At 45.4% G+C, this 26,704-nt stretch carries 24 protein-coding genes; 13 read left to right on the plus strand and 11 right to left on the minus strand.

All coding sequences use genetic code 11. The annotated features are described in order from the left end of the window. Nucleotides 1-7 precede the first annotated feature (7 nt). The 3 genes from J4N42_RS16185 to J4N42_RS16195 are packed head-to-tail and all read right to left on the minus strand — an operon-like array spanning nt 8 to nt 2,391. The gene (locus J4N42_RS16185) at nt 8-856 is read right to left on the minus strand and encodes a transporter substrate-binding domain-containing protein (protein WP_252033447.1); all 849 of its coding nucleotides are present in this window, start codon (nt 854-856) and stop codon (nt 8-10) included. Nucleotides 857-880: 24 nt separating this feature from the next. Further along, nucleotides 881-1,678 (minus strand): amino acid ABC transporter permease, encoded by a 798-nt coding sequence (locus J4N42_RS16190; protein ID WP_252033449.1) that lies wholly within the window; start codon nt 1,676-1,678, stop codon nt 881-883. Next, nucleotides 1,678-2,391, minus strand: a complete 714-nt coding sequence (locus J4N42_RS16195) for an amino acid ABC transporter ATP-binding protein (protein WP_252033451.1) — start codon at nt 2,389-2,391, stop codon at nt 1,678-1,680. The genes J4N42_RS16190 and J4N42_RS16195 overlap by 1 nt, the downstream gene beginning before the upstream one ends. A gap of 307 nt (nt 2,392-2,698) precedes the next feature. Here J4N42_RS16195 and aroG point away from each other — a divergent pair, with 307 nt between their 5' ends. Beyond that, nucleotides 2,699-3,751 carry a 3-deoxy-7-phosphoheptulonate synthase AroG gene (aroG, locus tag J4N42_RS16200; RefSeq protein ID WP_252033453.1) on the plus strand — a complete coding sequence of 351 codons (1,053 nt, stop codon included), beginning with the start codon at nt 2,699-2,701 and terminating at the stop codon, nt 3,749-3,751. A gap of 89 nt (nt 3,752-3,840) precedes the next feature. On the opposite strand, the gene J4N42_RS16205 is transcribed toward aroG, so the two are convergent. Then, nucleotides 3,841-5,499: an FG-GAP-like repeat-containing protein gene (locus J4N42_RS16205; RefSeq protein WP_252033455.1), complete on the minus strand. Its 1,659-nt coding sequence runs from the start codon at nt 5,497-5,499 to the stop codon at nt 3,841-3,843. Between the two features lie 760 nt (nt 5,500-6,259). Between J4N42_RS16205 and tnaA the strand changes: the two genes are divergently transcribed. Beyond that, nucleotides 6,260-7,726 (plus strand): tryptophanase, encoded by a 1,467-nt coding sequence (tnaA, locus tag J4N42_RS16210; protein WP_252033457.1) that lies wholly within the window; start codon nt 6,260-6,262, stop codon nt 7,724-7,726. A gap of 191 nt (nt 7,727-7,917) precedes the next feature. Then, nucleotides 7,918-8,772: a C13 family peptidase gene (locus J4N42_RS16215; RefSeq protein WP_252033459.1), complete on the plus strand. Its 855-nt coding sequence runs from the start codon at nt 7,918-7,920 to the stop codon at nt 8,770-8,772. Between the two features lie 56 nt (nt 8,773-8,828). On the opposite strand, the gene J4N42_RS16220 is transcribed toward J4N42_RS16215, so the two are convergent. Further along, the gene (locus tag J4N42_RS16220; protein WP_252033461.1) at nt 8,829-9,428 is read right to left on the minus strand and encodes a LysE family translocator; all 600 of its coding nucleotides are present in this window, start codon (nt 9,426-9,428) and stop codon (nt 8,829-8,831) included. A 117-nt stretch (nt 9,429-9,545) separates the two neighbouring features. Here J4N42_RS16220 and J4N42_RS16225 point away from each other — a divergent pair, with 117 nt between their 5' ends. After that, nucleotides 9,546-10,028, plus strand: a complete 483-nt coding sequence (locus J4N42_RS16225) for an Lrp/AsnC family transcriptional regulator (RefSeq protein WP_252033463.1) — start codon at nt 9,546-9,548, stop codon at nt 10,026-10,028. A gap of 36 nt (nt 10,029-10,064) precedes the next feature. Here J4N42_RS16225 and J4N42_RS16230 read toward each other — a convergent pair whose 3' ends face one another. The 5 genes from J4N42_RS16230 to J4N42_RS16250 form a co-directional block, all read right to left on the minus strand. After that, on the minus strand, nt 10,065-12,425 hold the full coding sequence (locus tag J4N42_RS16230) for a VolA/Pla-1 family phospholipase (protein WP_252033465.1): 2,361 nt from the start codon (nt 12,423-12,425) through the stop codon (nt 10,065-10,067). 13 nt (nt 12,426-12,438) lie between these two features. Next, nucleotides 12,439-13,680 carry an outer membrane protein transport protein gene (locus J4N42_RS16235; RefSeq protein WP_252033467.1) on the minus strand — a complete coding sequence of 414 codons (1,242 nt, stop codon included), beginning with the start codon at nt 13,678-13,680 and terminating at the stop codon, nt 12,439-12,441. A gap of 335 nt (nt 13,681-14,015) precedes the next feature. Continuing rightward, complete coding sequence (locus J4N42_RS16240; RefSeq protein ID WP_252033469.1) at nt 14,016-14,750, minus strand: oxygen-binding di-iron domain-containing protein; 735 nt, start codon at nt 14,748-14,750, stop codon at nt 14,016-14,018. Further along, complete coding sequence (locus J4N42_RS16245) at nt 14,728-15,357, minus strand: chemotaxis protein (RefSeq protein ID WP_252033471.1); 630 nt, start codon at nt 15,355-15,357, stop codon at nt 14,728-14,730. The genes J4N42_RS16240 and J4N42_RS16245 overlap by 23 nt, the downstream gene beginning before the upstream one ends. A gap of 224 nt (nt 15,358-15,581) precedes the next feature. Further along, nucleotides 15,582-17,627 (minus strand): alpha-amylase, encoded by a 2,046-nt coding sequence (locus tag J4N42_RS16250; RefSeq protein ID WP_252033473.1) that lies wholly within the window; start codon nt 17,625-17,627, stop codon nt 15,582-15,584. Nucleotides 17,628-17,911: 284 nt separating this feature from the next. On the opposite strand from J4N42_RS16250, the gene J4N42_RS16255 reads away from it, so the two are divergent. Continuing rightward, on the plus strand, nt 17,912-18,472 hold the full coding sequence (locus J4N42_RS16255; RefSeq protein WP_252033475.1) for a hypothetical protein: 561 nt from the start codon (nt 17,912-17,914) through the stop codon (nt 18,470-18,472). Here J4N42_RS16255 and J4N42_RS16260 read toward each other — a convergent pair. Next, the gene (locus tag J4N42_RS16260; protein ID WP_252033476.1) at nt 18,426-18,827 is read right to left on the minus strand and encodes an XRE family transcriptional regulator; all 402 of its coding nucleotides are present in this window, start codon (nt 18,825-18,827) and stop codon (nt 18,426-18,428) included. The genes J4N42_RS16255 and J4N42_RS16260 overlap by 47 nt on opposite strands. 96 nt (nt 18,828-18,923) lie before the next feature. On the opposite strand from J4N42_RS16260, the gene J4N42_RS16265 reads away from it, so the two are divergent. The 8 genes from J4N42_RS16265 (at nt 18,924) to J4N42_RS16300 (ending at nt 26,677) form a co-directional block, all read left to right on the plus strand. Further along, nucleotides 18,924-19,832 carry an aldo/keto reductase gene (locus tag J4N42_RS16265; RefSeq protein WP_252034172.1) on the plus strand — a complete coding sequence of 303 codons (909 nt, stop codon included), beginning with the start codon at nt 18,924-18,926 and terminating at the stop codon, nt 19,830-19,832. 256 nt (nt 19,833-20,088) lie between these two features. Continuing rightward, nucleotides 20,089-20,733 carry a hypothetical protein gene (locus tag J4N42_RS16270; RefSeq protein WP_252033478.1) on the plus strand — a complete coding sequence of 215 codons (645 nt, stop codon included), beginning with the start codon at nt 20,089-20,091 and terminating at the stop codon, nt 20,731-20,733. A gap of 9 nt (nt 20,734-20,742) precedes the next feature. After that, nucleotides 20,743-21,438, plus strand: a complete 696-nt coding sequence (locus J4N42_RS16275; protein ID WP_252033481.1) for an ABC transporter ATP-binding protein — start codon at nt 20,743-20,745, stop codon at nt 21,436-21,438. Then, nucleotides 21,426-22,700 carry an ABC transporter permease gene (locus J4N42_RS16280; RefSeq protein WP_252033483.1) on the plus strand — a complete coding sequence of 425 codons (1,275 nt, stop codon included), beginning with the start codon at nt 21,426-21,428 and terminating at the stop codon, nt 22,698-22,700. The genes J4N42_RS16275 and J4N42_RS16280 overlap by 13 nt, the downstream gene beginning before the upstream one ends. A gap of 28 nt (nt 22,701-22,728) precedes the next feature. Continuing rightward, on the plus strand, nt 22,729-23,481 hold the full coding sequence (locus J4N42_RS16285; protein WP_503035479.1) for an outer membrane lipoprotein-sorting protein: 753 nt from the start codon (nt 22,729-22,731) through the stop codon (nt 23,479-23,481). A 61-nt stretch (nt 23,482-23,542) separates the two neighbouring features. Then, complete coding sequence (locus tag J4N42_RS16290) at nt 23,543-24,844, plus strand: hypothetical protein (protein WP_252034174.1); 1,302 nt, start codon at nt 23,543-23,545, stop codon at nt 24,842-24,844. After that, nucleotides 24,844-25,902 (plus strand): sensor histidine kinase, encoded by a 1,059-nt coding sequence (locus tag J4N42_RS16295; RefSeq protein WP_252033484.1) that lies wholly within the window; start codon nt 24,844-24,846, stop codon nt 25,900-25,902. Before J4N42_RS16290 ends, J4N42_RS16295 begins: the two co-directional genes overlap by 1 nt. Then, nucleotides 25,892-26,677 carry a LytR/AlgR family response regulator transcription factor gene (locus J4N42_RS16300; RefSeq protein WP_252033486.1) on the plus strand — a complete coding sequence of 262 codons (786 nt, stop codon included), beginning with the start codon at nt 25,892-25,894 and terminating at the stop codon, nt 26,675-26,677. The genes J4N42_RS16295 and J4N42_RS16300 overlap by 11 nt, the downstream gene beginning before the upstream one ends. Nucleotides 26,678-26,704 lie beyond the last annotated feature (27 nt).

Here is a 26,704-nt window from a genome sequence, read left to right on the forward strand (position 1 = left end):
GAGTTTGTTATTGACCAGAAGCGATCTGATCTTGCCAGTCTAGGGTAGAGAACCAATATTCATAGCGTTCTTGTAACCAACCGTCATCGGTGCGGGCTTGAATCCAGTTGTTGAAGAAGGCTTTCTTGTCTTCTTCGCCCAGTCGAACAGCAAACGCTTCATTGCCTTTTGACAGGCGATCCGTGAATGGAATAAATAGTTTATCGCTATGTTTAACCGCTTCATGTTCTGGTTTCGGGCTAGAGGCAATTACAGCATGTGCGTTGCCATTTAACACTTCTTGGAATGCCTGAGCATCGTCATCGAATTGAAGGATTTTCGCCTTAGGGAATGTTTCACGAGCTACTTGTACAGTGAATGCACCACGGCGGGCTGCTATTTTAACCCGTCTAGAGTTGAAGTCACTGAACTGTGAGAAACCCTCTGCGAGTTCCTTACTTGCCGCAACCTGTACTCCTGAGTGAGAGTAAGGTGCTGAGAAGAGCACGCTTTTTGAACGTTCAGGTGTCACCGACATACCGCCGATAATTACATCGAATTTTTTAGCAAGGAGCGCAGGGATAATGCCATCCCAAGCCGTTGGTACAAACTCAACTTTCCAACCGGAGTCTTGCGCCAGTCGTTTAGCAACATCAATTTCGAAGCCGATAAGGTCCCCTTGTTTATCACGCATAGCCCATGGAACAAAGGTCGACATACCGACTCTTAGCGTGCCACGGTCGTTGATAGCATCAAGGTTTGGGGTCTCCACATCTGCTAGCGCTGAAACGCTTGGCAAGAACAACGCGAGCCCAAGTAGAGTGGTGATTGTTTTGCTAAAACTTCTGCGCGAAAAGCGTTTTCCTATATTATTCATTTTATTCTCCATGTTTTTTGCACCTTACTGAGTGCGCCACTGAGCGCCCAGCCTGTGCTCTAGCCATGCTGACAACCCAGACAAAGCTAAGGTTAAAAGCAAATACATTGCAGCTACCGTAAACCAGATTTCAAACGGCATTGCGGTTTCTGACACGATGTTACGTCCCTCCGTCGTTAAGTCGAATATCGCCATGACACTGACAATGGAGGAGTTCTTAATCAGCGATACGACCTCGTTCGTCATTGGAGGCAAGGTTCTTTGTAGGAGCTGAGGGAATATAATGTCTTTAAAGGTGAAAAACGGCGATAGCCCTAATGTTTTTGCTGCTTCAGTTTGCCCTGTTGGAATGCTTTTTAGCCCACCTCGGATAATTTCTGCGGTATACGCGCCTTGAAACAAAGATAAAGCGAGTACGGCAGTGGAAAAGCGGTCCAAGCCGATGACAGGGCCAAATATGAAGTACAGCAGGTAGATTTGAACCAGCAACGGAGTATTACGAATCAGTTCGATATAACCGTTGGCAAGAGCTCTGCCAACCAAAGAATCCGAAAGTTTGAGTAGCGCAGTCGCCAAGCTGATGACAAGGGTGAAAAACAAGCTGATCGCGGAAATCTTGAGGGTAACTAATAGGCCTTCAACTAGCTCTGCAGGCCACCACTGTCCGTCTTCGTAAAACGCGAGATAATCGGGGACTCGTTCCCACTGCCATTGATAGCCCATTGATTGCGCACCCGAGTCCAATAGCCATACCATTGCCATTATCACTAAGGCAATTTGAGCTATCGCTGAAACTATGGGTTTAAATAACTTTATCAACATCAGTGGCTTAAAATCTGATCAAGAAATTGCTGAGTACGAGCGTGCTTAGGGTGGCTAAATATCTGCTCTGGAGTAGCCACTTCCAATATTTCACCGTGATCCATGAAAATGACGCGATCAGCCACTTTCCGAGCAAACCCCATTTCGTGAGTCACGCACATCATGGTGATGCCATCTTTCGCAAGGTCGACCATCACATCGAGTACTTCGTGGATCGTCTCTGGGTCGAGCGCAGACGTAGGTTCATCAAACAGCAGTATTTCCGGCTGCATACAAAGAGAGCGAGCAATAGCGACACGTTGCTGCTGTCCACCGGAAAGTTGTACAGGATACTTACTGGCTTGTTCGACGATATTAACCCGCTCGAGAAAATGTAAGGCCCGTTCTTTTGCTTTTTGCTTGTTCATTTTGAGCGTACGAATCGGGGCAAGGGTTAAATTGTCTAATACGGTTAAATGGGGGAATAGGTTAAAGTGCTGAAACACCATCCCCACTTTGCCTGCTGGTGGTGTGCTGTAATCAGGAAGCACGGAGATTTCACCATTTGAAATCGACTCCAACCCATTAACTGTGCGGATCAGTGTCGATTTGCCAGATCCAGATGGTCCACAAACAACGACAATCTCTCCCTTCATCACGGACAGATTGATTTGTTTTAAGGCATGGAATTTTCCATACCATTTGTCGACATTAGTAAACTCAATGACGCTCATACTGACGATTAGGTTGTTTTAGTTATGCTACTACCTTAGCAATATCAAGGTGATAATGCACTTTGAACCTAACGCTATTCGGCTAGTTTACAGTCAATATCATCGGTTAATTTGGTTGTAAATCAAAATTTACACTCTAGTGTAAGTGTAAAATTACAAGAAATATTGCCTTTTGATTAAATTAATGATTGAACTTCTCGTTTTTAGTAGATAAGTTACAGGGAAGAGAGATTAGAAGCCTTGAACAAATATGCATCAATGTTGATGGCAACACGTTCAAAGCGAGATAAATAGGAAGAAGTAAGCAATGTTTCAAACAGATGATGTACGAATTAACAAAGTAAAAGAATTATTACCACCAGTGGCAGTTTTAGAGAAGTTTCCTGCTACTGAAGTTGCTTCTTCTACAACGTTTCAATCGCGTGAAGCGATTCACAATATTTTAGAAGACAAGGACGACCGTCTATTGGTTATCGTTGGTCCTTGTTCAATTCATGATCCAGAAGCTGCGTTAGAATACGGTAAACGCTTAAAAGTACTTCGTGATGAACTGGGTGACCGCCTAGAAGTGGTAATGCGCGTTTACTTTGAAAAGCCACGTACAACGGTTGGTTGGAAAGGCCTAATTAACGACCCTTATATGAACGATACGTTCAAACTCAATGATGGCCTTCGCATGGGCCGTAAGTTGCTACTTGATCTGACTGATATGGGTATGCCAACTGCAAGTGAATTCCTAGATATGATCACGCCACAATACGTGGGTGACCTTATTAGTTGGGGTGCTATCGGTGCTCGTACTACTGAATCTCAGGTACACCGTGAATTAGCATCTGGTCTATCTTGTCCAGTGGGCTTCAAAAACGGTACGGATGGCAACATCAAAATTGCGTCAGACGCTATTCGCTCTGCGAGTGCATCTCACCACTTCTTGTCAGTAACTAAGTACGGTCATTCTGCGATTATCGAAACAGCCGGTAACCCAGACTGTCACATCATTCTTCGCGGCGGTAAAGAGCCTAACTACAGCGCTGACCATGTGGCCTCTATTAAAGAAGAGCTTAAAGCATCGGGCTTGCCGGAAAAAGTGATGATCGACTTCAGCCACGCAAACAGCTCCAAGCAGTTCCAACGTCAGATGCTTGTAGCTGAAGACGTAGCCGGTCAGATGGCAAATGGTGAGAAATCTATCTTCGGCGTTATGATTGAATCGCACCTAGTTGAAGGTCGCCAAGATCTTGTTGATGGCAAAGCGGCAACTTACGGACAATCAATCACTGATGCTTGTATTGGTTGGGAAGATACTGAAAAAGTGCTTCGCCAATTAGCTGATGCGGTAGAGGCACGTCGTAAGGCATAACTTAGCGTAAGACATAGTCCGCTGGGCGATTAAATACAAAAAAGGCTCCTAATAGGGGCCTTTTCTAGTTTAGGTTTTGCGATGTGTGTTTACTGAGCTACAGAAGCGCCAACGTATACAGCATCGTGAGAGAAGCCAACAATATCGGGTAAACCATTTCCTGTAACGTCGGCAAATACCCTGACAGAGTTTGCTGCGTTCCAGCCACTATTGGTAGTGAACTGGTTCCAACCTTGAGTGTTCTCGTCATTGTGACGGTTTTCGGTGGTGTAGAACCAAACCCCATTGAGGTGTTCGAAGCGCTCTCCTGTTGAGTGCGCGACAGTGATGTCCTTATTGCCCACGGTGATGATATCCATTTTGCCGTTATTGTTCATATCGGCTAAACCGCGGTAATGATCTTGGTTATCCCAGCCTTCGATAAAGCTAGCGTGGTTACCTTCTTCATCTGTTTCAGGGCCAAGCCAAGCTTTCGCTTCGAGGAATTTGTCACCAGTATTTTCTGCCACGTAAATGGCATCAACACCAAAAATTACGATGTCAGCATAGCCATTTCCGGTAACATCCCCAGCTAAACGTAGATATTTGGTTAAGCTGTCCTGGTATGTTTCTCCACTGGTTGCACCCAGTACCGTATGAGTGGAACCATAGTTGCTAAGTACTTTAGATGCAGCAGAGAAGCTACCTTCTTCAGCATAAGCTACATATACGCCATCTTCGCCAAAGGCAACAATGTCTGCTTTACCATCATTGTTGAGATCAACCATTTGGTAGACATGTCGTTGTTTAGTCCAACCATTTTCGCTACCGAAATCCGAGCTCCACAGAACCGGCTCATAGCCCGATGCCTCACCAGCGACATAAACACCATCGTTACCAAACCCAATTAGTTCGTCTTTGCCATCTCCATTGATATCGGCTGCGGTTCGATAATGAGCTTCTTCCCAGTTCCCTGAGCTTGGAAGGAAATTAGATGTTAATGTCTGTTGATAGCCAAAACTGTTGGTCCCATTACTGTAGCCAACTAAGACCTCATTGGATTGGAAACCTACTGCATCTGCTCTACCATCACCATCTATATCTGCGGCAATTCGTTTGTCGGTAGTGGTGTCCCACCCTGCATTATTGGTGAATTCCACGCTCCAAATTGATTCATTATCTATGATCGAGGATTCAAATGTGTTCTCTCCTTCAACAAACGTCCCCTCTCCAAACTCTTCGTTAAAATAAAATGGTGCTGAGGAGTCATTGCCTGCGCCTCCACGATGCATGTGGTAGTTACTGGTAACTAGCGTGTAAGAACGGATATTAAATGCATTGCTGTATACCTTCTCATCCAGCAGCTCTTTCACGTAGGTAGCGTTGGTTATAGTGTCGGTAGATTCTTCTTCTAACAAAATTTTGTCAGACGGTACTTGATATTTGGACATCAAGATATTGCGCATTGCCTTGGCTTCTGTTTTACCTCTGGCAACTTCACCTTCTACACACAGAGGGACGGACGTTGGGTTGCCTTTACCGGACACAACATAAATTGGGTTGTCTTTTTTGCTGCCTTCCTTGTAAAGCCGATCAACTCGGCTCTCCAACAAAATTCTAGGGGAGCAGCTTGCATAATTGACCTGTAGGCCAAGTCCTATGACCACATCGACTTCTGGAGTAGATGAATCATCATTACAGCCTACTAATACGGAAGCTGCGATTAGCGATAGGCCAATAGTTCTTACAGATTGATACTTTTTCATCATGATTTCTTATTATTTGATTGAGGGTACGATAGTGATTATCGAGAACTTATTTTTCGATGAAAAAGTACTGCTTTACTATTGGGTTAAACAACGCCATCCGGTAATTAGTGTGATATTAATCAGGTACATACCGCGAACTTGTAATGGGTATATTATTCTTTCCTTCATTTTCTATTTATTTACCATTACTTGACATCTTTACAGGAAGTAATTAACCGCAGGGGCTCAAGTTGGATTATTTTGTGTAGTAATAACCTGAAGTTATATGTCCATAACAAATATCGCCTTGATCACATATATTGATCTGGTCTATATATTTAATTAAGGATTGTGTTATTAATTGTACTTCTATCCACTTTATTGGTTTTCAGAAGAGGAACATAACATGGACATGTACCTTAAATGGCAATCAACTGCATGGCTTACACAGCAAGCCTGGTATAACCTCGATCACCAGCTCTCATTCCACCTATCCTCAGAATAACCATCGCTGCATCTGATGGCGTAGCAACCCTAGTGTTCTTAACTGCAATGAGCGTTGTTTTTCTAATTATAGCTTCGCTTAGTTCTTAGCACATATAACGGACTTAACTGCTACCGCCTTTTTACTAATACGTATTTTTTTTTACTCGCTGTTTATTGGTGAGGGGATATTTACACCCTAAATAAACGGTGATTGGCAGCATTATTTAGGCGCTTTAGGCAAATACTCTTTTACATCGTTCAGAGAGACATTCTTTAAGCGTGACAAGGTTATTTTATGGAAAACTTTAAACATCTACCTGAGCCGTTTCGTATTCGCGTTGTTGAGCCAGTGAAACGCACGACAAGAGAGTATCGTGAGCGTGCTATTTTGGACGCAGGCATGAATCCATTTTTATTGGACAGTGAAGATGTCTTTATCGACTTGCTGACCGACAGTGGTACTGGGTCAATTACCCAAGATATGCAAGCGGCAATGCTTCGAGGAGATGAAGCGTATAGCGGTAGTCGCAGTTACCATGCGTTAAAAAATGCAGTTGAAGATATTTTTGGATATTCGCTTACTATTCCGACTCACCAAGGCCGTGGTGCAGAACAAATCTATATTCCTGTATTGATTAAAAAGCGAGAAATGGAGAAGGGGTTAGACCGTTCGAAGATGGTTGCGCTATCCAATTACTTTTTCGACACCACTCAAGGCCATACTCAGGTGAACTGCTGCGTGGCGAAAAATGTATATACCGAAGAAGCGTTCGATACTGCAGTTAACGCAGATTTTAAAGGCAACTTCGATCTTGTGAAATTGGAGCAAGCGATACTCGATGCAGGCGCAGAGAACGTGCCGTATATCGTTAGCACCATCACCTGTAACTCCGCAGGGGGGCAACCTGTTTCGATTGCAAATCTTAAAGCGGTGTATCAGATCGCACAAAAATACGATATTCCAGTCATCATGGATTCTGCTCGATACGCAGAGAACGCTTATTTCATTCAGCAACGTGAGCCGGGATACCAAGATTGGAGCATCGAGCAGATCACGAAGGAATCCTACAAATACGCCGATGGTTTAGCGATGTCGGCTAAAAAGGACGCTATGGTTCAAATGGGTGGCTTATTGTGCTTCAAAGATGACGCGTTTATGGATGTCTACACTGAGTGTCGGACCTTGTGTGTAGTCCAGGAAGGGTTCCCAACCTATGGGGGTTTGGAAGGTGGTGCAATGGAGCGCCTTGCTGTAGGACTGTACGATGGGATGAGGCAAGATTGGTTAGCCTATCGTATAGGTCAGGTGCAGTACTTAGTGGATGGCCTTGAAGCAATAGGTGTCGTTTGTCAGCAAGCAGGTGGCCATGCCGCGTTTGTCGATGCTGGTAAGATGCTTCCCCATATTCCGGCCGAGCAATTTCCAGCACACGCTCTCGCATGCGAACTGTACAAAGTGGCTGGTATTCGGGCAGTGGAAATAGGCTCATTGCTATTAGGCCGGGATCCTGCAACGGGTGAGCAACATGAATGCCCTGCAGAGCTACTGCGCCTAACCATACCACGAGCCACTTACACCCAAACTCATATGGATTTCATCATTGAAGCGTTTGAGAAAGTGAAAGCGAATGCCGCTAATGTGAAAGGATTAGAGTTTACTTATGAGCCGCCTGTTTTACGCCATTTTACAGCGCAACTTAAAGAGGTTGAGGTTAGTGAGGTAAAACAGACATCCCCAAAGAAGCAACTCGTTGAAGTCTAGGCTTTTCAGCTAAACATCAAGCGCGGCCTAGGTCGCGCTTTTTATTGCGAGTGATTTCTCCAATTTTTGTAAGTGAGTAGTTTGATAGAACTCTAATACATTAGCCAAAAGGCAAGTTTCAACACTCCTAATATTTTCTCCTCTGTCAGTCATATAGATTGGCGGTAAATGAATATAGGAGTGGGTAGAGAATGAAAAGGAATTGGATGACTAGCCAGCGATCGCAGCTTGCCTCAGTAGTGAAACGAAGCATTGTGTTGATGATTGTGTTTCTTACTGGTTGTGTCAATCAGGCGATGTTGGATGCTCAGCCGTTGCTAGTTGAGCAAAACACTAACCAACTACAGCCGCAGAAGCCGGAAGTGGCGGAGGTATACTATGTTGGCTTTGCAGCGGATTCGAGCTTGAAGGTATTCAGTAACGAAGTGAACCTTGCTAAAAGTTTGCTCGAACAGCAGTTTGGACTTAAAGGTCGAAGTGCAGTACTCCTCAACAACAGCAGTACGTCGGAAACGATTCCGATGGCGACTTCTGAGAACCTAAACAAGACACTATCAAATGTAGCGAACATTATGGATACCGATAACGATGTCCTATTTTTGTTTTTGAGCGGCCATGGCACTTTCGAAGGCAATCAATATGGGCTCTATACCTATTACGGTGCCAATCATAAAGGGTTAATTACACCGGAAGAATTAAAGCGGGAACTCGATACCGCAGGGTTCAAATGGCGCGTCGTGGTGGTTTCTGCTTGCTTCTCTGGTCGGTTTGCCAATGAGTTGAAAGGGCCGAATACTATGGTGATTACCGCAAGCGATCCCCATCAGCCGTCCTTTGGGTGCAGCTCTGCTGATCAATACACTTACTTTGGTGAAGCCTTTTTCAAGAATGGCCTGTCGAATAATTCTTCTTTAACAGAGGCATTTAACGATGCAATAGAAGAGATTGCAAAGAAAGAACGTGACAAAGGTTTCGAACATTCAAATCCAATGTTGGTGGCCGAGTCTCCAATCCGAAACAAACTCGCTTCTGTGAACTTGGAATAATATCAAAGAAATAAGGGTGTAGTTTAACGCGACACCCTTATTTTAGCTCTCCGTTGCTAGGCTGATTGGCTCACCATATACAAAGCCACAGCTGCAAGCATTCCACCTAACCCCCGGTTCACCCAGAGCATCCTTTTCTCTGTGCTGAGAAACTTCTTAAGGACGGCGCCGAAATAAGCCCAAAGAAGCATTCCCAGTACACCAAAAAATACCATGACTGTAATAATAATAGACACTTGAATGACGTAGCTTTGGTCTGCGGTAATGAATTGAGAAAACACCGTAAGTGAAGCAACCCAACTTTTCGGATTGACGATTTGTACAATGACGCCAGGAATAAAACCTGCTTTTTGTACATCGGCATCGGTTTGAATATCTGATGTCGCTATCATCCATGCGAGATACAACAGGTAGGCCGCGCCAACGGCTTTTAGAATGGTGTAAAGCTCAGGGTAGACAGTGAATAGGCTGACTAAGCCGATGCTACTCCCTGCAAGTACGATGGTTGCGCCAAGCGCATTACCCAATACAAACGGTAGCGTCGCCCCAAAACCGTATCTGCTTGATATTCCAAGTAATGCAATATTGCCCGCGCCTGGGGTCAATGAAATCGATATGGAAAACAGTAAGAATGCCGTCATTAACTGAGCGCTCATTTACTTACTCCTAGTTGTGTGAAATTGATAGGTTCAGTCTATACAAATCGCTAGGAATAAAATTGCTATATCAGCTACAATTTCCTTCATATAGGGAAGACTATTTCAAAATTGGCCATGAAAAAGAAAGAATCCATTCAATTCTCGTTAGATGATACCGACCTCGCTATTTTAGAGCTTATTCAGAAAGAAGGCAGAATGAGCAACAGTAAGCTCGCAGAACGATTGCATTTAAGCGAGACACCTTGTTGGAGGCGCTGGAAACGGCTTGAAGAAGAAGGATTTATTGATGGCTACAGTGCCACTTTGAATCGAAAAAGAATGGGTTATCAAGTGGTTGGGTTTACCTTTGTGACTTTGGGAAGTCATGAGGTAGAGAACACGGAGCCTTTTGAAGAGTTTGCGCAAAACCATGCTTGGGTACAGATGTGCCACTGTATTGCGGGTAGCGCGGACTACATTGTGCAGATAGTCGCGAAAGATTTGGATGACTACTTTGAACACATCAGTGCAATGCGACGAGTTAAAGGGGTGAGCTCTATTCAATCTAACGTCTCAGTAAAAGAAGTGAAAACTCACCTACAGCTTCCATTAGGCTAAATTAAAAAAGGCTCTCGAATGAGAGCCTTTTGCTTGCTATTCCAAGACGCTGCTGGAGTTATCAATAGCATCGAGGCTGTTATCACCTAAGAAGTCGATGACCTCAGTCATTATCTCACTGTGCAGTGGCGCGTCCGCCAACCCTGAATCTTGCGGGAAGATAAAGGTACTGTGTTGCCCTACATCAGAGAAGCGTACAAAACCTTGTGCGCCAGGCGCCGTGGTGTCGCTTGAGTCGACAGTCGCTAGCGATAGTTTAGTCGCTAAAGGTATTGTACCTGCAAACGTGTTCGTAACACTGTTTGGTACTGTGTCGTCATCTTTCACCTGCAACAAGTACGTCGGTAAGCTAGCGCTTAAATGACTTGCATTGGTATATGGGTCAATGGTGTCGAGCAGCGTTTGTGTCGCATAGGCGAATTGGTTTATTGCTGAATCAACTTCGCTTTGCTGGGATGAGCTCGCATTATCTTCAAACTCTACATAGCAAGCTGAGTCACTTAATGAACTGCAATTTTCGCTGACGAAAGTTTGGTATGCAGCGCTCGAAGAAGCGGCGACACTGTGTTTGATGAGTGGTCCGTAAGAATCTGAATTCAGCAATAGGTTCGAAATTTGTCCACCTGTGTTTGCAGCAGCGAACGAAGAAAACGCATACATAGCATCGCCAGTAGCATTGTTAATGGTTCGGTTAGTCGCGGCTACAGCTGGAAGACCCGTTACCCCACCTAATGAATGGCCTAAAAAGCGTGGCGCTGACGTGACCATATCAACAGATGAAAGTACGCTTGACGCTAACAAACCTGCCGCTTGTGAGTAACTTAAAGAAGCACGTAGCCCCATGATATCTAGTGCACTTTGTCTAACGTTATCACGAGCAACTGCCAAATTATTCAGGTTCAAGTATGCAGTGATATCACTGTTGGCTGAGCGATCAGAATCTAAGCTACGTGAGCCGTGTAGCGGTTGGTCTATCGCGATCACCGCATAGCCTGCAGCCGCAAGGTTCGCTGCGAAGAAGTAGGTATTCTCTTTAACCGAAGTAATCCCGTGTTGGTAAATCACTACAGGCCAGTTAGCGGCTGTGTTACTAGGTGTGAACAAAATGAAATCAACAGATTGTAACGATTTGATCTTTGGTACTGGGTTATAGCGAGTGATGTAGCGGTTGCTATCTAGTGCCGAACCATCAGATTTCGTTAAGTCTACGCCAATGAGTTTTAACTGTTCGCTCGCGTCAGTTGCCAAAATGGAAGAGTCGATTCCAGCATCGACCAGTTGAGCGCTAATTGTGGCTTGTTCTGTCGAATCGCTAAGCGCTTCTGAGATAAGGGCCAAGCTTGGCATAGCCGATTCGAAAGGTTGGCTATTCCAGTCATCGCCAGTTTCTAGGTAGTATGGCAGCTGAACTACACCTTTACTCACGTAAACGCCAGAAGCGCCAAACTGAGAAATAAGGGCCGTTTTTATCGAGCCATCATTATCAAAGTAGGTAGTGAAGTTAGTATCGGTATTCAAGGCATCAGTGTAAGTGTCTGTGCTGCTAAAGCTCATGGTATAGGCTGCGCTTAAATTAACGTTATTTGGGTTAGCGCTGTCTTTCCACACGGTTGAAATATCTGTAGCAGCTAACCCTGTTGCTGTTGCGCCTTTAACCGAGTATAGCGTGTCGCCCACAGATTGAGTGCTGAACCAAGTTGAGTAAACAATAGTTGTGCTATCTACGCCTGTGGCCTGAAATAACGCCTCGATACCTTGAGTGACTTGTTGAGCGGTTGCAAGGCTTCCGGTTGTGTATGTTTTAGCTGATGATTTTAAAGCAGCGTAACTGCCTGAAGTGCCCACCGGATCCCCATTCTCATCGGTAATTTCGCTTGTAAGCGCCAAAATGTACTCAGAGCTAGGATTAAGGTCGCTGTGTAGAACAATCGTCAAAGAATCAGTTTCTGAGCTGGAATAAACGGTAAAGTCTGTTGTGTTCGATAATATAGTCGAAGGGGTAGGTGAGCCCGTCATACTGTCGCTCAGTTCGACCAGATACACACCATTCGCAATGACGCCATCAGCGAGCCCCGTACCTTCAAATGCCATAGTGATAGGCATTGAGGTTGACCAGCCATCCATTGTCCCCATTGCTGCGATAGGGTTAGTCAGTGCATCGTCACCACCGGTTGGTAGTTCCAGTGTTGCGTCACTGGTGTTCATTAACGCAAATGATGGAAGCGGTACGTTGGCATTGGTGCCCTGCAATGTGAAATCAATCGATGTACTGCGTGAAAGTGCATCTTGAATATAGGATTCGTACTGCGGCTCGTTGGTTGTACTTGAGGTATCGTCACCACAGCCTGCAAGCAATATCGCGCTAGACAGCAACGAAAGTGTAAGTCCTTTTTTCATGGTAATCCTGCCTTTAGAAGCTGTAGTTCATTTGAATAGAGCTGATGTAAGCACTGCCTTCAGAATCAAATTCTAAAGTTTCATCGAGTGCATTGGTCTCGGTGAATGAGCCATCTTTACTCGCGACGTATGCAAAGCCTGCATCGAAAGAAAGGTCGTCACTGTAGATATAAGTGACACCCGCGGAATACCAAGTACGGTCGCTGTCAGGAATACTCAAAGTAGCTTCGCCGGCTTGTTCGTCGAAGGCAAAACCAATACGGCCTATCCAGCTTGGAGAGAATTGGTAGGTACCACCGATAGACCAACGGCCGTTGTCTTCATAGTGCTCTTCTTTGTAGAAACATTGGTTCGCTGTGCCGTCGTTACAGTCCGGAGAGGTTGCTTTAAGCTCAGTAAACGTACTCCAGTCGGTGCGTTGGTAGCTGTAGTGTAGAGAGAACTCTTCGGTTAGTTGGTGGAAGCCTGAGATTTCCCAAATTGCAGGTAGGGCGATTTCTAGGCGACCTGTGACCGTAGGGCTAGTGGCAATACCGCTATCGTAACTGGTAAATTCACCATCATCGAAGTCTAGGTCGACCTGAGAGCGGTAACCGAACCCAAAGCGGTGATCTTTATTGATTTCATACGTTGCACCGACATTCCAACCAAAACCAAAGGTATCACCTTCTAGGCCAATGAGGTTATCTGAAGGTTCGGCACTAAAGGCTGGGGCAAGGGCACCTTTGTGACGGGTTAGCTCTGCATGTGCGTAGACTAAGTTTAAGCCTCCGCCAATACTGAAGTATTCATTGATTCGATACGCAACCGCTGGGTTTAAATTAACTGAAATCAGGGCTGTATCCCCAGCCATGTCACCCGCTTGGATATCGTTAGGGTAGTCGGTTGCTACACCATAGGTGGTGAACATACCAATACCCCAAGACCACTTGTCGTTAATTGGGCTGACATAGTATGCGGCAGGTACGATTTGCATTGGTGCAACATCTTTGGATGATTCACCATTAGTCTTATCCCAGATATTCACTTCTGGGTCGACAACAGAAATTGCTCCAGAAAATTGCGCACGTTCAAACAGTGTCATCGCAGAGGGGTTGCGCGCAAGAACGGAAGCATTGTCAGCGACAACAGCTTCACCTGAAAAAGCACGGCCTAGTCCTGAGGCCGAGTGCTCTGCAACCTGAAACCCAGCAGCATTTGCATGGGCTGCGACAAGCGACGCAAGGGAGAGCATAGAGTATTGCTTTATTTTCATTATTAGGATCTCCAAGAACCATATTTGATTGCGTAATCAACTTGATGTTATTTATTTGTTAAATAAATGTCAAAGTAAACTGTGTGTTTTAACATGTTTAAATCAGGTGTTTGAATCTATAAGGTTATTAATATCAACGTCTTATGATGTTATTTTTGACAGGTTAGAGGTGTGACCTGTGTATTTATGGTGGAAAATGGAGTAAGTGGGAATAAAAGCCGCATAACTACTCATTAGATTAATAAATATTCAATTTATCAGAGGAATAGGTTAGCCAAGTTCCAGTATGGGTAAAGTGAGCCAAACCCCACGCGTGCATAGGGGTTTGGAGTGGATTATTTCACTGCGATCCCGACATCTAAGGTGTCGAGCCAGTCGAGGAAACGGCGGATATCATCACCTTTGAATATTCCTCCGTGTTGTGGGCACATCATATCGATATCAAGACGACTCACCCGCTCGATCCAGTCGTGTTTTGCTTTGTTAGATGGCATCCATCGCCTATGGAAGTATTCCATTTTAGGGATGTGTTGATTGAAATCTCGGACAAAAAACGGCGCATCTTGTGTGTCCATAGCCGCGCCGATGTCTCCAGACATCAGTACTTTTGCCTCAGGATCGTAAACAGAAAAGTTGCCTGATGAATGCATGTAATGGGCTGGAATGAATTGTATTTCGAGGCCAGATAATAGGATTTTTCCGCCTTCGTCTTTGATCGGAGAGAACTGAATAGACTCCATACCAAAATGTCGTATGAAAGATTCCCACAGCCAAGGCGAGTGTAGAGTGCTCGAAGGTAAAGCTTTGTCCCATAATCCGAGTGAAGAGATGATGTCGGGGTCCTGATGCGAAGCGAATAGATGAGTAATGTGCTCAATAGGGACTTCTTTGACCACACAGCCAAGCATTGCAGAGAATAACTCAATGCCACCAGGATCCAGCAGCATCGCTTGGTCGCGGTTAACGATCATATATTGATTGGTGTCGATAATCTTTTCAGGTTTTTCTGGATCGCGTGCAAACATCACCCAGCGGTGTGCACCGTGTTCAAATAGTACTTTTGATTGCATAGTTCACCTTGGCAAAAATGGAAAACAGTTTAAGGGATTGGAGTACGTGGGCTTGGATGGTCTCGGCCAGTTGAGTCACGCTGTCTGCAATTGTGTTGAGTTGAGCCTGATACTTTTCATCTGCTTGAGAAGCTTCGACACTTAACATGGTTGAGATGATTTGCGCGATCCTCAGTTCGTCGTAAAGGGTTTTGAGTCCTTCATGCAGCCCTTTAGCTTCATGAGAAAAACGTTGGCTGATATCTCGATATTCTTTGAGGTTATTCGCTCTCGCTTCATTGAGTGAATCAAGGTGATTAGCACCTTTTGCACGTTGGTATACGTGCTCGAATCGCTCGACAGCAGTGCCTGAACGAGTACCAGCGGTTGCAATTTTACTGAGTTGTTGCGCTTGAATGTTAATCCGGTTTGAGGCTTCTAGTGTTACGCGAACTAGGTCGTCTATGGAGTCAGTGATTGGCCTAAATCCGGCGGCGCTTTCCCCTGCGCGAAGCGCCAATGCTCTCGCATTACTGGCAACCAGCAACAGTCTTTTAGCGACTTCCATGCCGCGATTTAGCTCGGCTGCGACTTCCGCAGCAATAACAAATACGGGTTTGTTTGACATGTCCTAGCCCTACATTTGCCGAATCAGTTCGACTTATCATATTGGTAACTATAGACAATATTGAATAAACCACACGCTTAGTGTGGAAAGATATTAAGCCCAACAACGGCTATTCAATGGAGAGGTAACAGTAGGGAGTGCGATTGCACTCCCTCGGCTGACTGTACGAATGAGTTATGTACTCAAGCCAGAGTTAAACTAGGTAACTCGTTGGTCAACACGCTCTATTTCCCCACGTAGATGACAACCACTTTGTCGTCATTCAGTGTGCGAGAAAAGACATAAGCTTGTGTGTTAGCAAGCTCAGTATGAATGCCTGCTCCTATAGCGGGATGCCTCTGGCGGAATTGACCTAGCGTTTGCCAATGGTTGAGCAATGCTTTTCTCTCATCGTCTAGTTGCCACAGCATGTCTGAACGAGTGCCCTGATGGAAATCATCGGCATATGGGCCAACGTTACGGGCTATTTCATCGCCGTAGTAGACTTGAATTGCTCCTGGGCTGAGCAGCAAAGCATTGGCGGCATTGCGTTGCATCTCCATAGAGTTGAATCGGCCAAAGAACAGCTCGGTATCGTGCGATGACATGTAGCTGACAGGGGTGTATCCTGGAGACTCCTGAATAGAATCTGCGTAACTTTGGTAGGTATCAGCCATTTGACTAAAGCAGGCAGCACCTTTGTCGAGCTTCTTCTGCATGTCAAAGTTGATTAGCGCATCAAACCCGTCGTCGGCATATCGGCTGCGATAGGCTGAATGCCCCCATACTTCACCCATCATCCAGAAAGGTAGGCCATTTTGGTCGTTTTGCTGACGCCATTTATCGAGGTTTTCTGAAGCTTGCTGTTTTAAACGCTGCCATACTTCACCTTCAACGTGCTTGACGGTATCCACTCTAAAACCATCGATACCGAATCGTTTTACCCAATCGGTTTGCCATTCAATCAAGTAGTCTGCAACCGTATAGTCTTCTTTGATGGTGACGCGTGTTCCCGGGTTATTTAACAACCATTTGGGCGGTGTCACGGTTTGGTTAGACTCTGTTTGAAAATCAGGCAATCCAGCAAGTGTCATTGTGATATCACTAGAGCCTGGTTTCGGGTAGTTAGGCAGCCCTGCACGTACCCAATCTGGCCCCCACCAATGTGCCCATTGGGTACTTTGATAATTAATAGCGTCGTTGTAACTATGCCAGTTTTGCCCAGCTTTTGGCGTCCAGTCTGCCCATTTTTTTGGCATTGCTTGGCTATCGACGACATCGATGCTGTCGAACTGTAAGTCTGCAAGAGTAGCGTAGCCAGAATGATTGATTACAGCATCGAGCAGCACCTTGATGCCTCGTTTATGCGCTTCGGTTACCAGAGTTTTTAGGTCTTCATCGTTACCAAAGTTTTGGTCGATTTTGGTGAAGTCTCTTGTCCAGTATCCGTGATAAGCATAGAACGGGAAGCTGCCGCTGTCGCCGCCGCCAACGAAGCCATGGACTTGTTCAACAATTGGGGACAACCAAATGGCATCGGTACCCAAGCTCTGGATGTAGTCGAGTTTTTCGATGACGCCTTTCAAGTCGCCGCCATGGAATGTACCAATCTCTTCTTTTCCATCTTTTTTACGACCATAACTTTGATCGTTGGTTTTGTCTGCGTTGTGAAACCTATCAACCATAACAAAGTAGATGTTCGCGCTCTGGTAACTGAATGGTTGAGGAGTCGATTTGAGCGGCTCAAGTAAGACTAACCCGCCACTGTTTGTAGCCGGTTGAATGGTGACTTCTCCGTTGGTGACAATGGCAGTTTGTTTGCTAAAAGCGTCGATCAATTCTGTTCCATCTGGAAATTGCCCGTGAAGGTCCACAGTGACAGGGCCACCTTGGTAAGTTTCACATTGTACTGTCGGGATTGGGCGCTTAAATGGCTTATTAGTGCTCTTTTTAGGCTGACGCTTGAAGGTAATGGTTTGATCTTGCTCGTTATATGCAAAAGAGTAATCACCAGTGAAACGAATTTTGACTGGCAGCTCGGTCGGGCTACCACAGTTAAGCGAGAGGGGTTTACTGAATTTCACTTTTTGCCCAGATGGTGCTGAACATTTACCTTCTACGCCAGAGATACTTAACGTGTATTGGTCCTTAGTTAACGTAACCACCAATGTTTGGTTGGGGTCTAAAGGAAAATCGCGACTGTTCGTGGTGGTTGAGATAGTGAGGTTTGGGGCGGCATGAACAGCCGTGCTAGCGCAGGCCATTGCAAGCAAGAGTCGGGTCAGCTTCATATCAGTCCTTCGAATTATGTTTATAGTTCTTCGTATCGATCATAAGCAGCTTCTATGGGTTCAACATCATTCCTAAAGTCTACGCCCCAAAGTTTGCGTTCTTTCACAAAAGCTCACGTAGGGGGAGGAGACACTGACAAAAAAGAAAGTGTGTTAGGCGTTTGGCGAGGAGACTCATATAAGTAACAATGCATTGAATAGAGGCTAGAACGGATGAGGTTAGTGTGAGTACACAACTTGGACGCGTAAGGAATAGAAGTCGATGGTTTCGTAAGGCGCGGTTTTTGGGGGCTTTATTCTTATTGTTTTCAGGTTTGGGTGTTGCTGAAGATTTGACGCCGATGTCATCGCAACAGTTGATGAGCTTGCCAGTAAACTTTGAACATTCTGACTGGTTCGATTGCGGTGAAAATGAAGGTCAACGTTTTTGCAGTGATCGTATCAGTTACTACAAAGTTCCGGTTTTTGGTGAAGTCGTTTTATCTGAACGTCATGATCTCAACACCATTTTGCTGAGTGCAGCGTTTTCTCTCACTAATTACAACGATATCCAATTGAACCTCCGCCGAGATGGCTTTTCATTGCAAAAAGTTGTGAGAGGCCAAGAAGTGTTTGATGTGCAAGTAGCAATCCAACATCAAGGTGTCGAAGAAACTGATAAAGCATTGGTGCTATTTCTCAACAAAGGAGGAATAGCACAACCCGTTGAGATGGAATGGCAACGTATTGAGTCATTGAAGCCACTGCAGGTGCAGAGCGCTAAATTCTATAGCGATGGTGAACAAGTCACCCTTAGTTTTACTGCTGAACTTCTCGAGGATGACGATTTAAAAACGCAGCCATAGCCGCTTCATCTAAATAGCCATCGGATTTTTTGTGGGCGCGTAAATATTGGTAGCCAGACACAATCAAACGGTGTTGTTCTTCGTCTTCGAGTTCTTGCTGAGTGACGAAACGAAACGCAGCCTTATACGCATCCATATCAACCACTTCAGCCCTACGATATAAATACCCGCAGCCGGTCGCTAACCATTCTAAAGAGCAATTCGCGCGCAGGGCAATTTGATTGGCTTTCGCTAAACTTGGCTCACTTCCTTTTAGGTATTTTCGGATCAATGCTTCAGAAAGATCCACTCGGCGAGCAAATCCGCTGATGCTTTCTTCACCAATTAATTCTTTTAAACGTGCAGCAAAACTCATTTTTCGTACTCCAGTTCGAGTTACTGGCTAGTATACGTTGAGAGGCAGGGTAAACAAGCATACTCTGTGGGCAGATTAATTGACGGAGAGAAATCCATGGTAGCAAAAGTGACAATGGCTCAACAGGGGCCAGAGTTTTCCGAGCTAGTGCAAGGGTATTGGCGTTTAGCTGAGTGGGGCATGACCCCTCAACAGCGACTGACTTTTTTGAAACAGCATATTGAACTAGGAGTCACAACCGTCGACCATGCCGATATTTATGGTGGTTATGAGTGTGAAAAGCTGTTCGGTGAAGGTTTAGCGTTAGATAAAAGTGTCCGTGACCAAATTGAAATCGTGACCAAGTGCGATATTAACTTGTGTGGTGACAAAACGCCTGAGCGTAAGATCAACCATTACGATACGAGCGCGGCGCACATTTATCAATCGGTGAACAACTCTCTTGAGCGTTTGGGGGTTGATGAGATTGATGTGCTGCTGATTCATCGTCCAGATGCACTTATGGATGCAGACGAAGTAGCTGAGGCTTTCTCTGAGTTGCACAAAGTCGGCAAAGTGAAGCATTTTGGTGTGTCTAACTTTACTCCGCGTCAGTTTGAATTGCTTCAATCTCGCCTAGGTAAACCGCTTGTGACCAACCAAGTGGAAATCAACCCACTGAACTTCGATGTTGTTCATGATGGCACACTCGATCAGTTACAAATGCAACGTACTCGTCCTATGGCTTGGTCATGCCTAGGTGGTGGCAGCATTTTCTCTGGCGACACTGAGCAGGCGAAGAGTGTTCGTGATCAACTGGAAGCTATCCGCCAAGAAGTAGGTGCAGCAAGCATTGACCAAGTGATATACGCGTGGGTACGTCGCTTGCCTTCTAAGCCGTTACCTATCATTGGGTCGGGCAAAATCGAGCGTGTGCAGACCGCTGTCGACGCGTTGAATATCGAGTTGACTCGCGAGCAATGGTACCGAGTTTGGGTGGCGTCTAAAGGCCATGGTGTGCCATAGGAATTAGCAAGTAATATCTCTAAAGAGCCAACGTAAACACGTTGGCTCTTTTTGTTTCCTCGGTCTCGTCTTAAATAAGGTTGACCACCTTCTATCTTCAACTTTTCACCGTCAGGTAACGGCTGAATCACCCCATTGCCATTCACGACGCAATATAACCATTCACTCCACGGAAATACCGTTTGTCGCATAGTCCTGCAGGCTAGGATAAAGCACCGTAACCTTTCAACATCAGCCAAATGAAAGGGACGACATCATGAAAGTATTTAAGCTAGCGACACTATTCTCTTTAACTGTTCTAGCCAGTGCACAAGTACTGGCAGTGCCATCGGAAGCCACCATTAGTCAATATAACCTCGCCGCAGAAGGTGATGAAGATAAGGTAGAAGTTGTTTACGAGCAGCTTCAACAGCAGGTTGCTGAGCAGGGAGCCGATGCGCTTAGCCTAGTGTATTTGGGAAGTACGCAGACTCTTATGGGCCGTGATGCATTTATGCCTTGGACCAAGATGAAGCACACTGAGCAGGGCCTAGCTACTATTTCCAAAGGATTGGCACTCATGGCTGACTCAAATATCCCACTTCAAGAGCAGCTAATACGTCAGGGGCTGCCGGAAACCTTGTTAGCTAAAGCTATCGCCGCGACCACGTTTACCTCATTACCGGACATGTTTAATCACTTTGAACGAGGTTACGACTTATATCTAGAATTGCTGAGCGATGAGACGTTTACATCGCAAGACTACGACGTGATTTCTTGGATCTATGTTTATGCCATTAAAGCTTCGTTGAGGGCGGAGGACACATCTCAAGCCAAAGCATGGCTGAAAGATATGCAGGCTAGAAACTCCCAGCATCCAATGACGCTTCAAGCTCAAGCCCTTATTGATAAAGCGGCTTAAGGAGGCGTTATGTTGAAATTCAAAGACATTTCCAAGTGCTACTTACTCGGTGTTCAACAAGTTATGGCACTGCAGGGCGTCAGTGGTGATATTAAGCAAGGTGAAATGGTGGCGCTATGTGGCCCATCTGGTTCTGGAAAAAGTACGTTGCTCAATGTTCTTGGCTTACTGGATATGGATTATCAAGGCGAAGTGCGTACATCAAGCGGAGAAAACTATCCCAAAGATGCGTATCTGGCTGCATTGTGGCGTCGTTCAAGGCTGGGCTTTGTATTTCAGAAGTTCAATCTTGTTCCAGTGATGAGTGCTTGGGAAAACGTTGCTTATCCACTCATGCTGAACGGCTACAGTAGGCAAGATCAAAAACGGTTGGCGACAGAGATTCTAGTAAAAGTTGGATTAGAAGCGTTCGTTGACCACAGACCGGACAATTTATCTGGTGGGCAGCAACAGCGTGTTGCGATTGCGAGAGCATTAGTACATCAACCAGAAATGGTGATTGCCGATGAACCGACTGCGAGCCTAGACAGCAAAACGGCAGAATTAGTTATAGAGCTAATGAAAACATTGGGCCATGAAATGGGGACCACCTTCATTGTGGCAACGCATGACTCAAGAATGGCAGCTCACTGTGACAGGGTAATTGAGTTAGTCGATGGACAGCTAGCCAAAGACAATACGGAGGTAGTCAAATGGGCAAGTTAACTTTTCTCGCAAGCTGGGCATTGTCGTTACGAATTGCATTTTTGAACTTGAAGCGTAACGGGCGCCGCAGTGTGTTATCGATATTAATCATAGCGATCGCAGTATTTGCACTGACTGCTGCAGGTGGCTTTGGCCTGTATACCTATGATTCATTGAAAGAGTCGACCGCACGAGACACAGGCCATTTAACGCTAAGCCAACCGGGGTTTTTTGAACAGGACGAAGAAATGCCATTGGCCAATGGGTTAGCAAAAACAGAAGAGCTAACCAAGTTTCTATTAGGTAGTGATGCAGTTCGTGGTGTACAGCCAAGAATTGAATTCACGGGGTTGGTCTCTAATGGAAACAAATCGACCATTTTTGTCGGAACTGGTGTCAACGAACGTGAGTTTGACATGAAAGGCCCGTTTTTGGATGTTCGTTCGGGACGAACACTGTCTAATATCCATTCATCTCGCTATGACCCAGCTGAGCCTGAAGTGATGCTGGGTGTTGACCTTGCGCGCAATCTCAATGTTGGCATTGGTGACTGGGTGACGCTACTGGCTACAACCAGTGATGGTGCTTTGAATGCGTTTGATTTCCAAGTACGCGGTATCTATTCCACAGGTGTACCTGAGTTGGATAAACGTCAGCTATACATTCATATTCAATCGGCACAAGATTTACTCGCAACCAACAAAGTGAGCACTTTGTCGATCTTCTTATTTGATACACCACAGACAGAAGCGGTGCAGGCATGGGTAGAGCAACTGCTGTCTGGAATGACACTGCCTCAACCTATCGAGGTAACACCTTGGCAAGATAGGGCATTTTTCTATACCAAGGTTAAAGATCTTTATGACCGTATCTTTGGCATCATGGGAGCTGTCATGGCGTTGGTGGTCTTTGTCGCTTTGTTTAATACCATGACAATGTCGGTGACGGAGCGAACTCGAGAGATAGGTACATTGTCAGCGTTAGGGACTTACCCGAATGAAATCGTACTTGGTTTTATGCGTGAAGCGGGATTGCTTGCTCTGATTGGTGCGGCTTTCGGCGGCATATTGACTGCACTAACTTCGGTTTTACTACTTGTTATGGATGTTCAGATGCCACCTCCTCCAGGCAGAACGGATGGCTACCCACTGAATATCTATTTTTCCTTCGAACTCCTGGCATACAGCTTTGTTGGTGTTGTCGCGATTTGTGTTGTGGCCGCGTGGTTATCTGCTCGCAAAGGCGTGAACAAGCCGATTACCGAAGCGCTGATTTATGTTTAACCGACAAGAGGACAAAGCAATGCGACAAATGATTAACACGTGGTTAGCGATGGGATTGATGGCGTTGTCTGGCATGTCTTATGGTCAGAGTAATGCTCAGCAAATGGTGATCAACGCAGACAACTACCGACTTGATTCAGCTTCTTCAAAAGTAGTGTCTCTGGTTAAACTTTATGAGCACGATGAGTTGGATAAAACCAGAGCATACAACGTTTATACACGGCCCAATAGAGAATCCTTAGTGGTGTTTAAATCCCAAGTTGAAGCGGGTCAAAAGATGCTCATGCTGGGTGATAACTATTGGTTGCTAATGCCTAAAAGTCGCCGTCCGATTCGTATTACCCCGATGCAGAAGCTGCTCGGTGAGGCATCGGTTGGAGACATTTCAACCTTAACGTGGAGCGACGACTATCAACCCAAATTGATAACACAGCAAGACGTAGAGTTAGAAAACGAGCAGAAGGTTGTGACAAATAAACTTGAGCTTACCGCAAAAACCAATGGGGCGAGTTATCAGCGAATCGAGTTATGGCTTGATGCCAGCGACGACTTCCCAGTTAAAGCAAACTTGTACTTAAGGTCAGGTAAGCTCGCGAAACAAGCTTGGTTTCAACTAGGCGAAAGAGAAGGCAAGCAACGTGTAGTGGCTATGACGTTACTCGATCGTATTCAACCAGCGAAGAAAACGGTGATTGAATATCAATCCATCACACCAGAAGAGTTATCGGAAAAATATTACAACCCAGCCTATCTAACACGAAACTCGGTGTCGGGACTGTAGGTTGATTGGTAGGTAAAGGACTGCAGTAATGACAAAAATCGATAGTGATTCGAGGGAAGTAATGAGTGGTAAATCGATCAGCCGAATCACACAAGGTCCAAGGGTTTTTCTGCTGGGGCTACTGGTCACACAAAACGCTGTTGCTAGCGAACTTTCGTTTGATTGGGATTGGATGGTAAGCAGTGGCATAGCCGCTCATAGAAGCTCGGTTTGGTTTGAAGAGCCGCAGCAAAACCAGACAAACTCAGTAGATGTCCTTTTGGATGTTCAAGTAGGTTGGCAGGGTTGGACTGGCTTGTTTGCAGCGAAAGGAACAGATGTTTATAGCTCAGACGCCGCTCGCTCCTTTGATGGGGAACTGATAGTGCAAGAGCTGTTTTGGCAAGGTAGCCCTGCTTGGTTTGATAATGCGGTTGATTTGACGGTAGGTAAGGTCCGCTTAGATTGGGGTGTTGGTTATGGCTATCGCCCACTAGACATATTCAAACCGTATCGACGTAATCCTGTTGGTATTCAAGTAGAAGAAGGGGCTGGGACCCTAATGACATCATACTTTGACGAGTACGGAGAGTGGAGCTTAGTGTACACCGATTCTTCTTGGAACTCGCAACAGGGGAGTGAGCTAGAAGAACGATCCGAACAACAAGGGATTGGCATCCGGCGTTATCTTTTAGCGGGTGATACAGAATGGCAAGGCTTAGCTTACTATGATGATGTACGCGATGGAGTGCTTGGTGGATCAGTAGTGACCGTGTTGAGCCATGCTTGGGAAATTCATGCATCAATGTTGTGGCAAAACAAATATTTGAGCTATGAGCAAGGTTACGACTTTGAACCCGTGGAGCTAAGTGATGAGCGCTTAGATCATGGGTATCAAGCATTGGTTGGCCTTAACTGGGCGGACACCATTGGCCAGAACATCATTGTCGAATACTGGTATGACAGTCGAAGTTGGGACAAATCGGACTGGAGTAACGCTTATCAGAGAGCGCTTAATCTATCGTCTTATCCGACGAGCTCCGAGTTAGCGTTGTCGTATGCACAAGGTTTGAATCATGCCAATTTGGTTGCGCACAACATTATGATGCATTGGTCCTTAGATTCGAGTAGCTGGAGTCATTGGGAATGGAGCAAAGAATGGTTGTGGCTAGGTAATTTAGAACCGACATTCGACTTTTTGTATTCACCACAAGATGGCGGGCTTATCGCAACGCAGTGGCTGAATTACACTGCCTACGACTCTGGTCAATCTTCTTTTAATGTGGAGCTTGCTGCGCGATTTATGACCGGGAGCAAAGATTCTGTGTATGCAAATTTGTCGGATAAGCATATGATTCTACTAAATCTGAAAGGGAAGTTCTGATGTCTGATTTAAAGCGACATGCTGCGAATAGCTTAAAAAGCTTAGCGTGGACATCGCTGTTTTGTACTGTTATTGCATTCACCACGCAAACCATCTGGCCTAGTTCGCTGTGGGAGCACTTGGCGATCAGTTTTGGTTATGGTTATAGTGCGGTGATCAGTGCTCATTTGATTGCTTGGCTTAAACCTAACTTTTCGCTAAGAGAAATCAACATCTACTCGTTACTGGTTGCTATGGTACTCGGTAGCGGAAACGCGTACTTTTGGTTAAATAAGTATGAGAAATTCAGTCATATCGGTTCAATGAAGCCAGTGGTGTTTCTTGGCTTTGTGTTTACCGTTGCCTGTTTTTTTTACTTCTATGCTCATGAACAGAAGCTGCAAGCTCAGAAAGCTCTTGAAGTGGCTAAACGCAAGCAATCCGAACAGGAAAAAGCACTTATCCTTAGCCAATTGAAGCAATTGCAAAGCCAAATAGAACCTCACTTCCTATTTAATACTCTTGCCAACATCAATGCACTGATTTCCAGTGAACCCAAAAGTGCTCAAATGATGCTGGAGCGCCTCACTGATTTATTGCGCGGAACCTTGCAAAGTAGTCGTCAAAAGCACACCAATTTGCAAGGTGAGCTTGATCTTGTTGATGCCTACCTGTCGATTCAGAAAATTCGCTTGGGTAACAGGCTGAATTTTACGATAGATAACCAAGTGGAGCATGGAGTGACGTTTCCTCCATTGATTCTTCAACCATTGGTGGAAAATGCTCTGCAGCACGGTATTGAGCCTAAAGAGCAGGGCGGACAAATCACGATTCGAGCATTTGTCGAAGAAGATGACACGGTGATCGAAGTGTTGGATACAGGGGTTGGGTTAACGGCGGGAGCACAACATACTGGCCACGGTATTGGCTTGGACAATATTAGGCAGCGGCTGCTTGGACTATTTGGTGAATTCGCCTCTCTGACCATCGCTGAACATGTAGAAGGTGGCGTTAAGGCAACGCTTAGGTTTGCAACCCGCTCACTGGATGGGCTTGAGGAAGTACTGGATGAACGATAATGCGTTAAGCGCAGTTATAGCTGATGATGAGCCGTTGTTGCGCCACCACTTGAATAAAATGTTAGCGGATTATTGGCCGGAACTAGAAGTCGTTGGAGCCGCTGAAAACGGGCGTCAGGCTCTAGAATTGATTCAGGAACACCAACCAGATATCGCATTTCTGGATATAAAAATGCCCAACATTGATGGTATGAGTCTCGCAAAGCAACTGCTAGCATTCGGTGAAACAGCACCTTGCGTGGTGTTCGTTACGGCTTATGACGAGTTTGCAGTACAAGCGTTCGAAAACAATGCAGTCGATTATCTTTTAAAGCCTTTATCTGAACAAAGGCTGGAGCAATGTATCTCTAAGCTTAAACAACGTTTCAAAACTGCTCATGCAGCCAGTCCGGACATGGTGAGCTTACTTAACCAGATTCAACAACTGACCCATCAAGCGAAGCCGAGTTATCTTAAGTGGATCAAGGCTTCCAAGGGCGAAGAAATTCACCTCATTTCTATTTCAGAAGTTTTGTTTTTCAAAGCGGAAGATAAATATGTGTCTTTGTTTAAAAGCGAGCAGGGTGCAGTGGTAGAGTACTTATTGCGCACTTCGTTGAAGGAACTTCTTTCCCAGTTAGACCCAGAACTGTTTTGGCAGATCCATCGCTCTATAGTTGTGAATGTATCGGCGATAGAAAAGGTGAAAAAGGACTTTACTGGGAAAATGTCGGTGTTTATTGGCGATGAGAAATTGCCAGTTAGTCGTGCCATGCAAGGGCAATTTACTAAGTAGTCATTTACTAAGTAAGAAAGTGCCCTT

The organism is Vibrio sp. SCSIO 43135, assembly GCF_023716665.1.
Classification (GTDB): Bacteria; Pseudomonadota; Gammaproteobacteria; order Enterobacterales; family Vibrionaceae; genus Vibrio; species Vibrio paucivorans.

Coding starts and splice junctions, on each gene's coding strand:
- J4N42_RS16225 (WP_252033463.1), top strand. CDS start 9,546: ATGAAAAAGAAAGAATCCATTCAATTCTCGTTAGATGATACCGACCTC.
- tnaA (WP_252033457.1), top strand. CDS start 6,260: ATGGAAAACTTTAAACATCTACCTGAGCCGTTTCGTATTCGCGTTGTT.
- J4N42_RS16240 (WP_252033469.1), bottom strand. CDS start 14,750: ATGCAATCAAAAGTACTATTTGAACACGGTGCACACCGCTGGGTGATG.
- J4N42_RS16275 (WP_252033481.1), top strand. CDS start 20,743: ATGTTGAAATTCAAAGACATTTCCAAGTGCTACTTACTCGGTGTTCAA.
- J4N42_RS16205 (WP_252033455.1), bottom strand. CDS start 5,499: ATGATGAAAAAGTATCAATCTGTAAGAACTATTGGCCTATCGCTAATC.
- J4N42_RS16290 (WP_252034174.1), top strand. CDS start 23,543: ATGAGTGGTAAATCGATCAGCCGAATCACACAAGGTCCAAGGGTTTTT.
- J4N42_RS16280 (WP_252033483.1), top strand. CDS start 21,426: ATGGGCAAGTTAACTTTTCTCGCAAGCTGGGCATTGTCGTTACGAATT.
- J4N42_RS16230 (WP_252033465.1), bottom strand. CDS start 12,425: ATGAAAAAAGGACTTACACTTTCGTTGCTGTCTAGCGCGATATTGCTT.
- J4N42_RS16185 (WP_252033447.1), bottom strand. CDS start 856: ATGAATAATATAGGAAAACGCTTTTCGCGCAGAAGTTTTAGCAAAACA.
- J4N42_RS16265 (WP_252034172.1), top strand. CDS start 18,924: ATGGTAGCAAAAGTGACAATGGCTCAACAGGGGCCAGAGTTTTCCGAG.
- J4N42_RS16235 (WP_252033467.1), bottom strand. CDS start 13,680: ATGAAAATAAAGCAATACTCTATGCTCTCCCTTGCGTCGCTTGTCGCA.
- J4N42_RS16270 (WP_252033478.1), top strand. CDS start 20,089: ATGAAAGTATTTAAGCTAGCGACACTATTCTCTTTAACTGTTCTAGCC.
- J4N42_RS16220 (WP_252033461.1), bottom strand. CDS start 9,428: ATGAGCGCTCAGTTAATGACGGCATTCTTACTGTTTTCCATATCGATT.
- J4N42_RS16300 (WP_252033486.1), top strand. CDS start 25,892: ATGAACGATAATGCGTTAAGCGCAGTTATAGCTGATGATGAGCCGTTG.
- J4N42_RS16285 (WP_503035479.1), top strand. CDS start 22,729: ATGATTAACACGTGGTTAGCGATGGGATTGATGGCGTTGTCTGGCATG.
- J4N42_RS16295 (WP_252033484.1), top strand. CDS start 24,844: ATGTCTGATTTAAAGCGACATGCTGCGAATAGCTTAAAAAGCTTAGCG.
- J4N42_RS16260 (WP_252033476.1), bottom strand. CDS start 18,827: ATGAGTTTTGCTGCACGTTTAAAAGAATTAATTGGTGAAGAAAGCATC.
- J4N42_RS16190 (WP_252033449.1), bottom strand. CDS start 1,678: ATGTTGATAAAGTTATTTAAACCCATAGTTTCAGCGATAGCTCAAATT.
- J4N42_RS16215 (WP_252033459.1), top strand. CDS start 7,918: ATGAAAAGGAATTGGATGACTAGCCAGCGATCGCAGCTTGCCTCAGTA.
- J4N42_RS16245 (WP_252033471.1), bottom strand. CDS start 15,357: ATGTCAAACAAACCCGTATTTGTTATTGCTGCGGAAGTCGCAGCCGAG.
- J4N42_RS16195 (WP_252033451.1), bottom strand. CDS start 2,391: ATGAGCGTCATTGAGTTTACTAATGTCGACAAATGGTATGGAAAATTC.
- aroG (WP_252033453.1), top strand. CDS start 2,699: ATGTTTCAAACAGATGATGTACGAATTAACAAAGTAAAAGAATTATTA.
- J4N42_RS16250 (WP_252033473.1), bottom strand. CDS start 17,627: ATGAAGCTGACCCGACTCTTGCTTGCAATGGCCTGCGCTAGCACGGCT.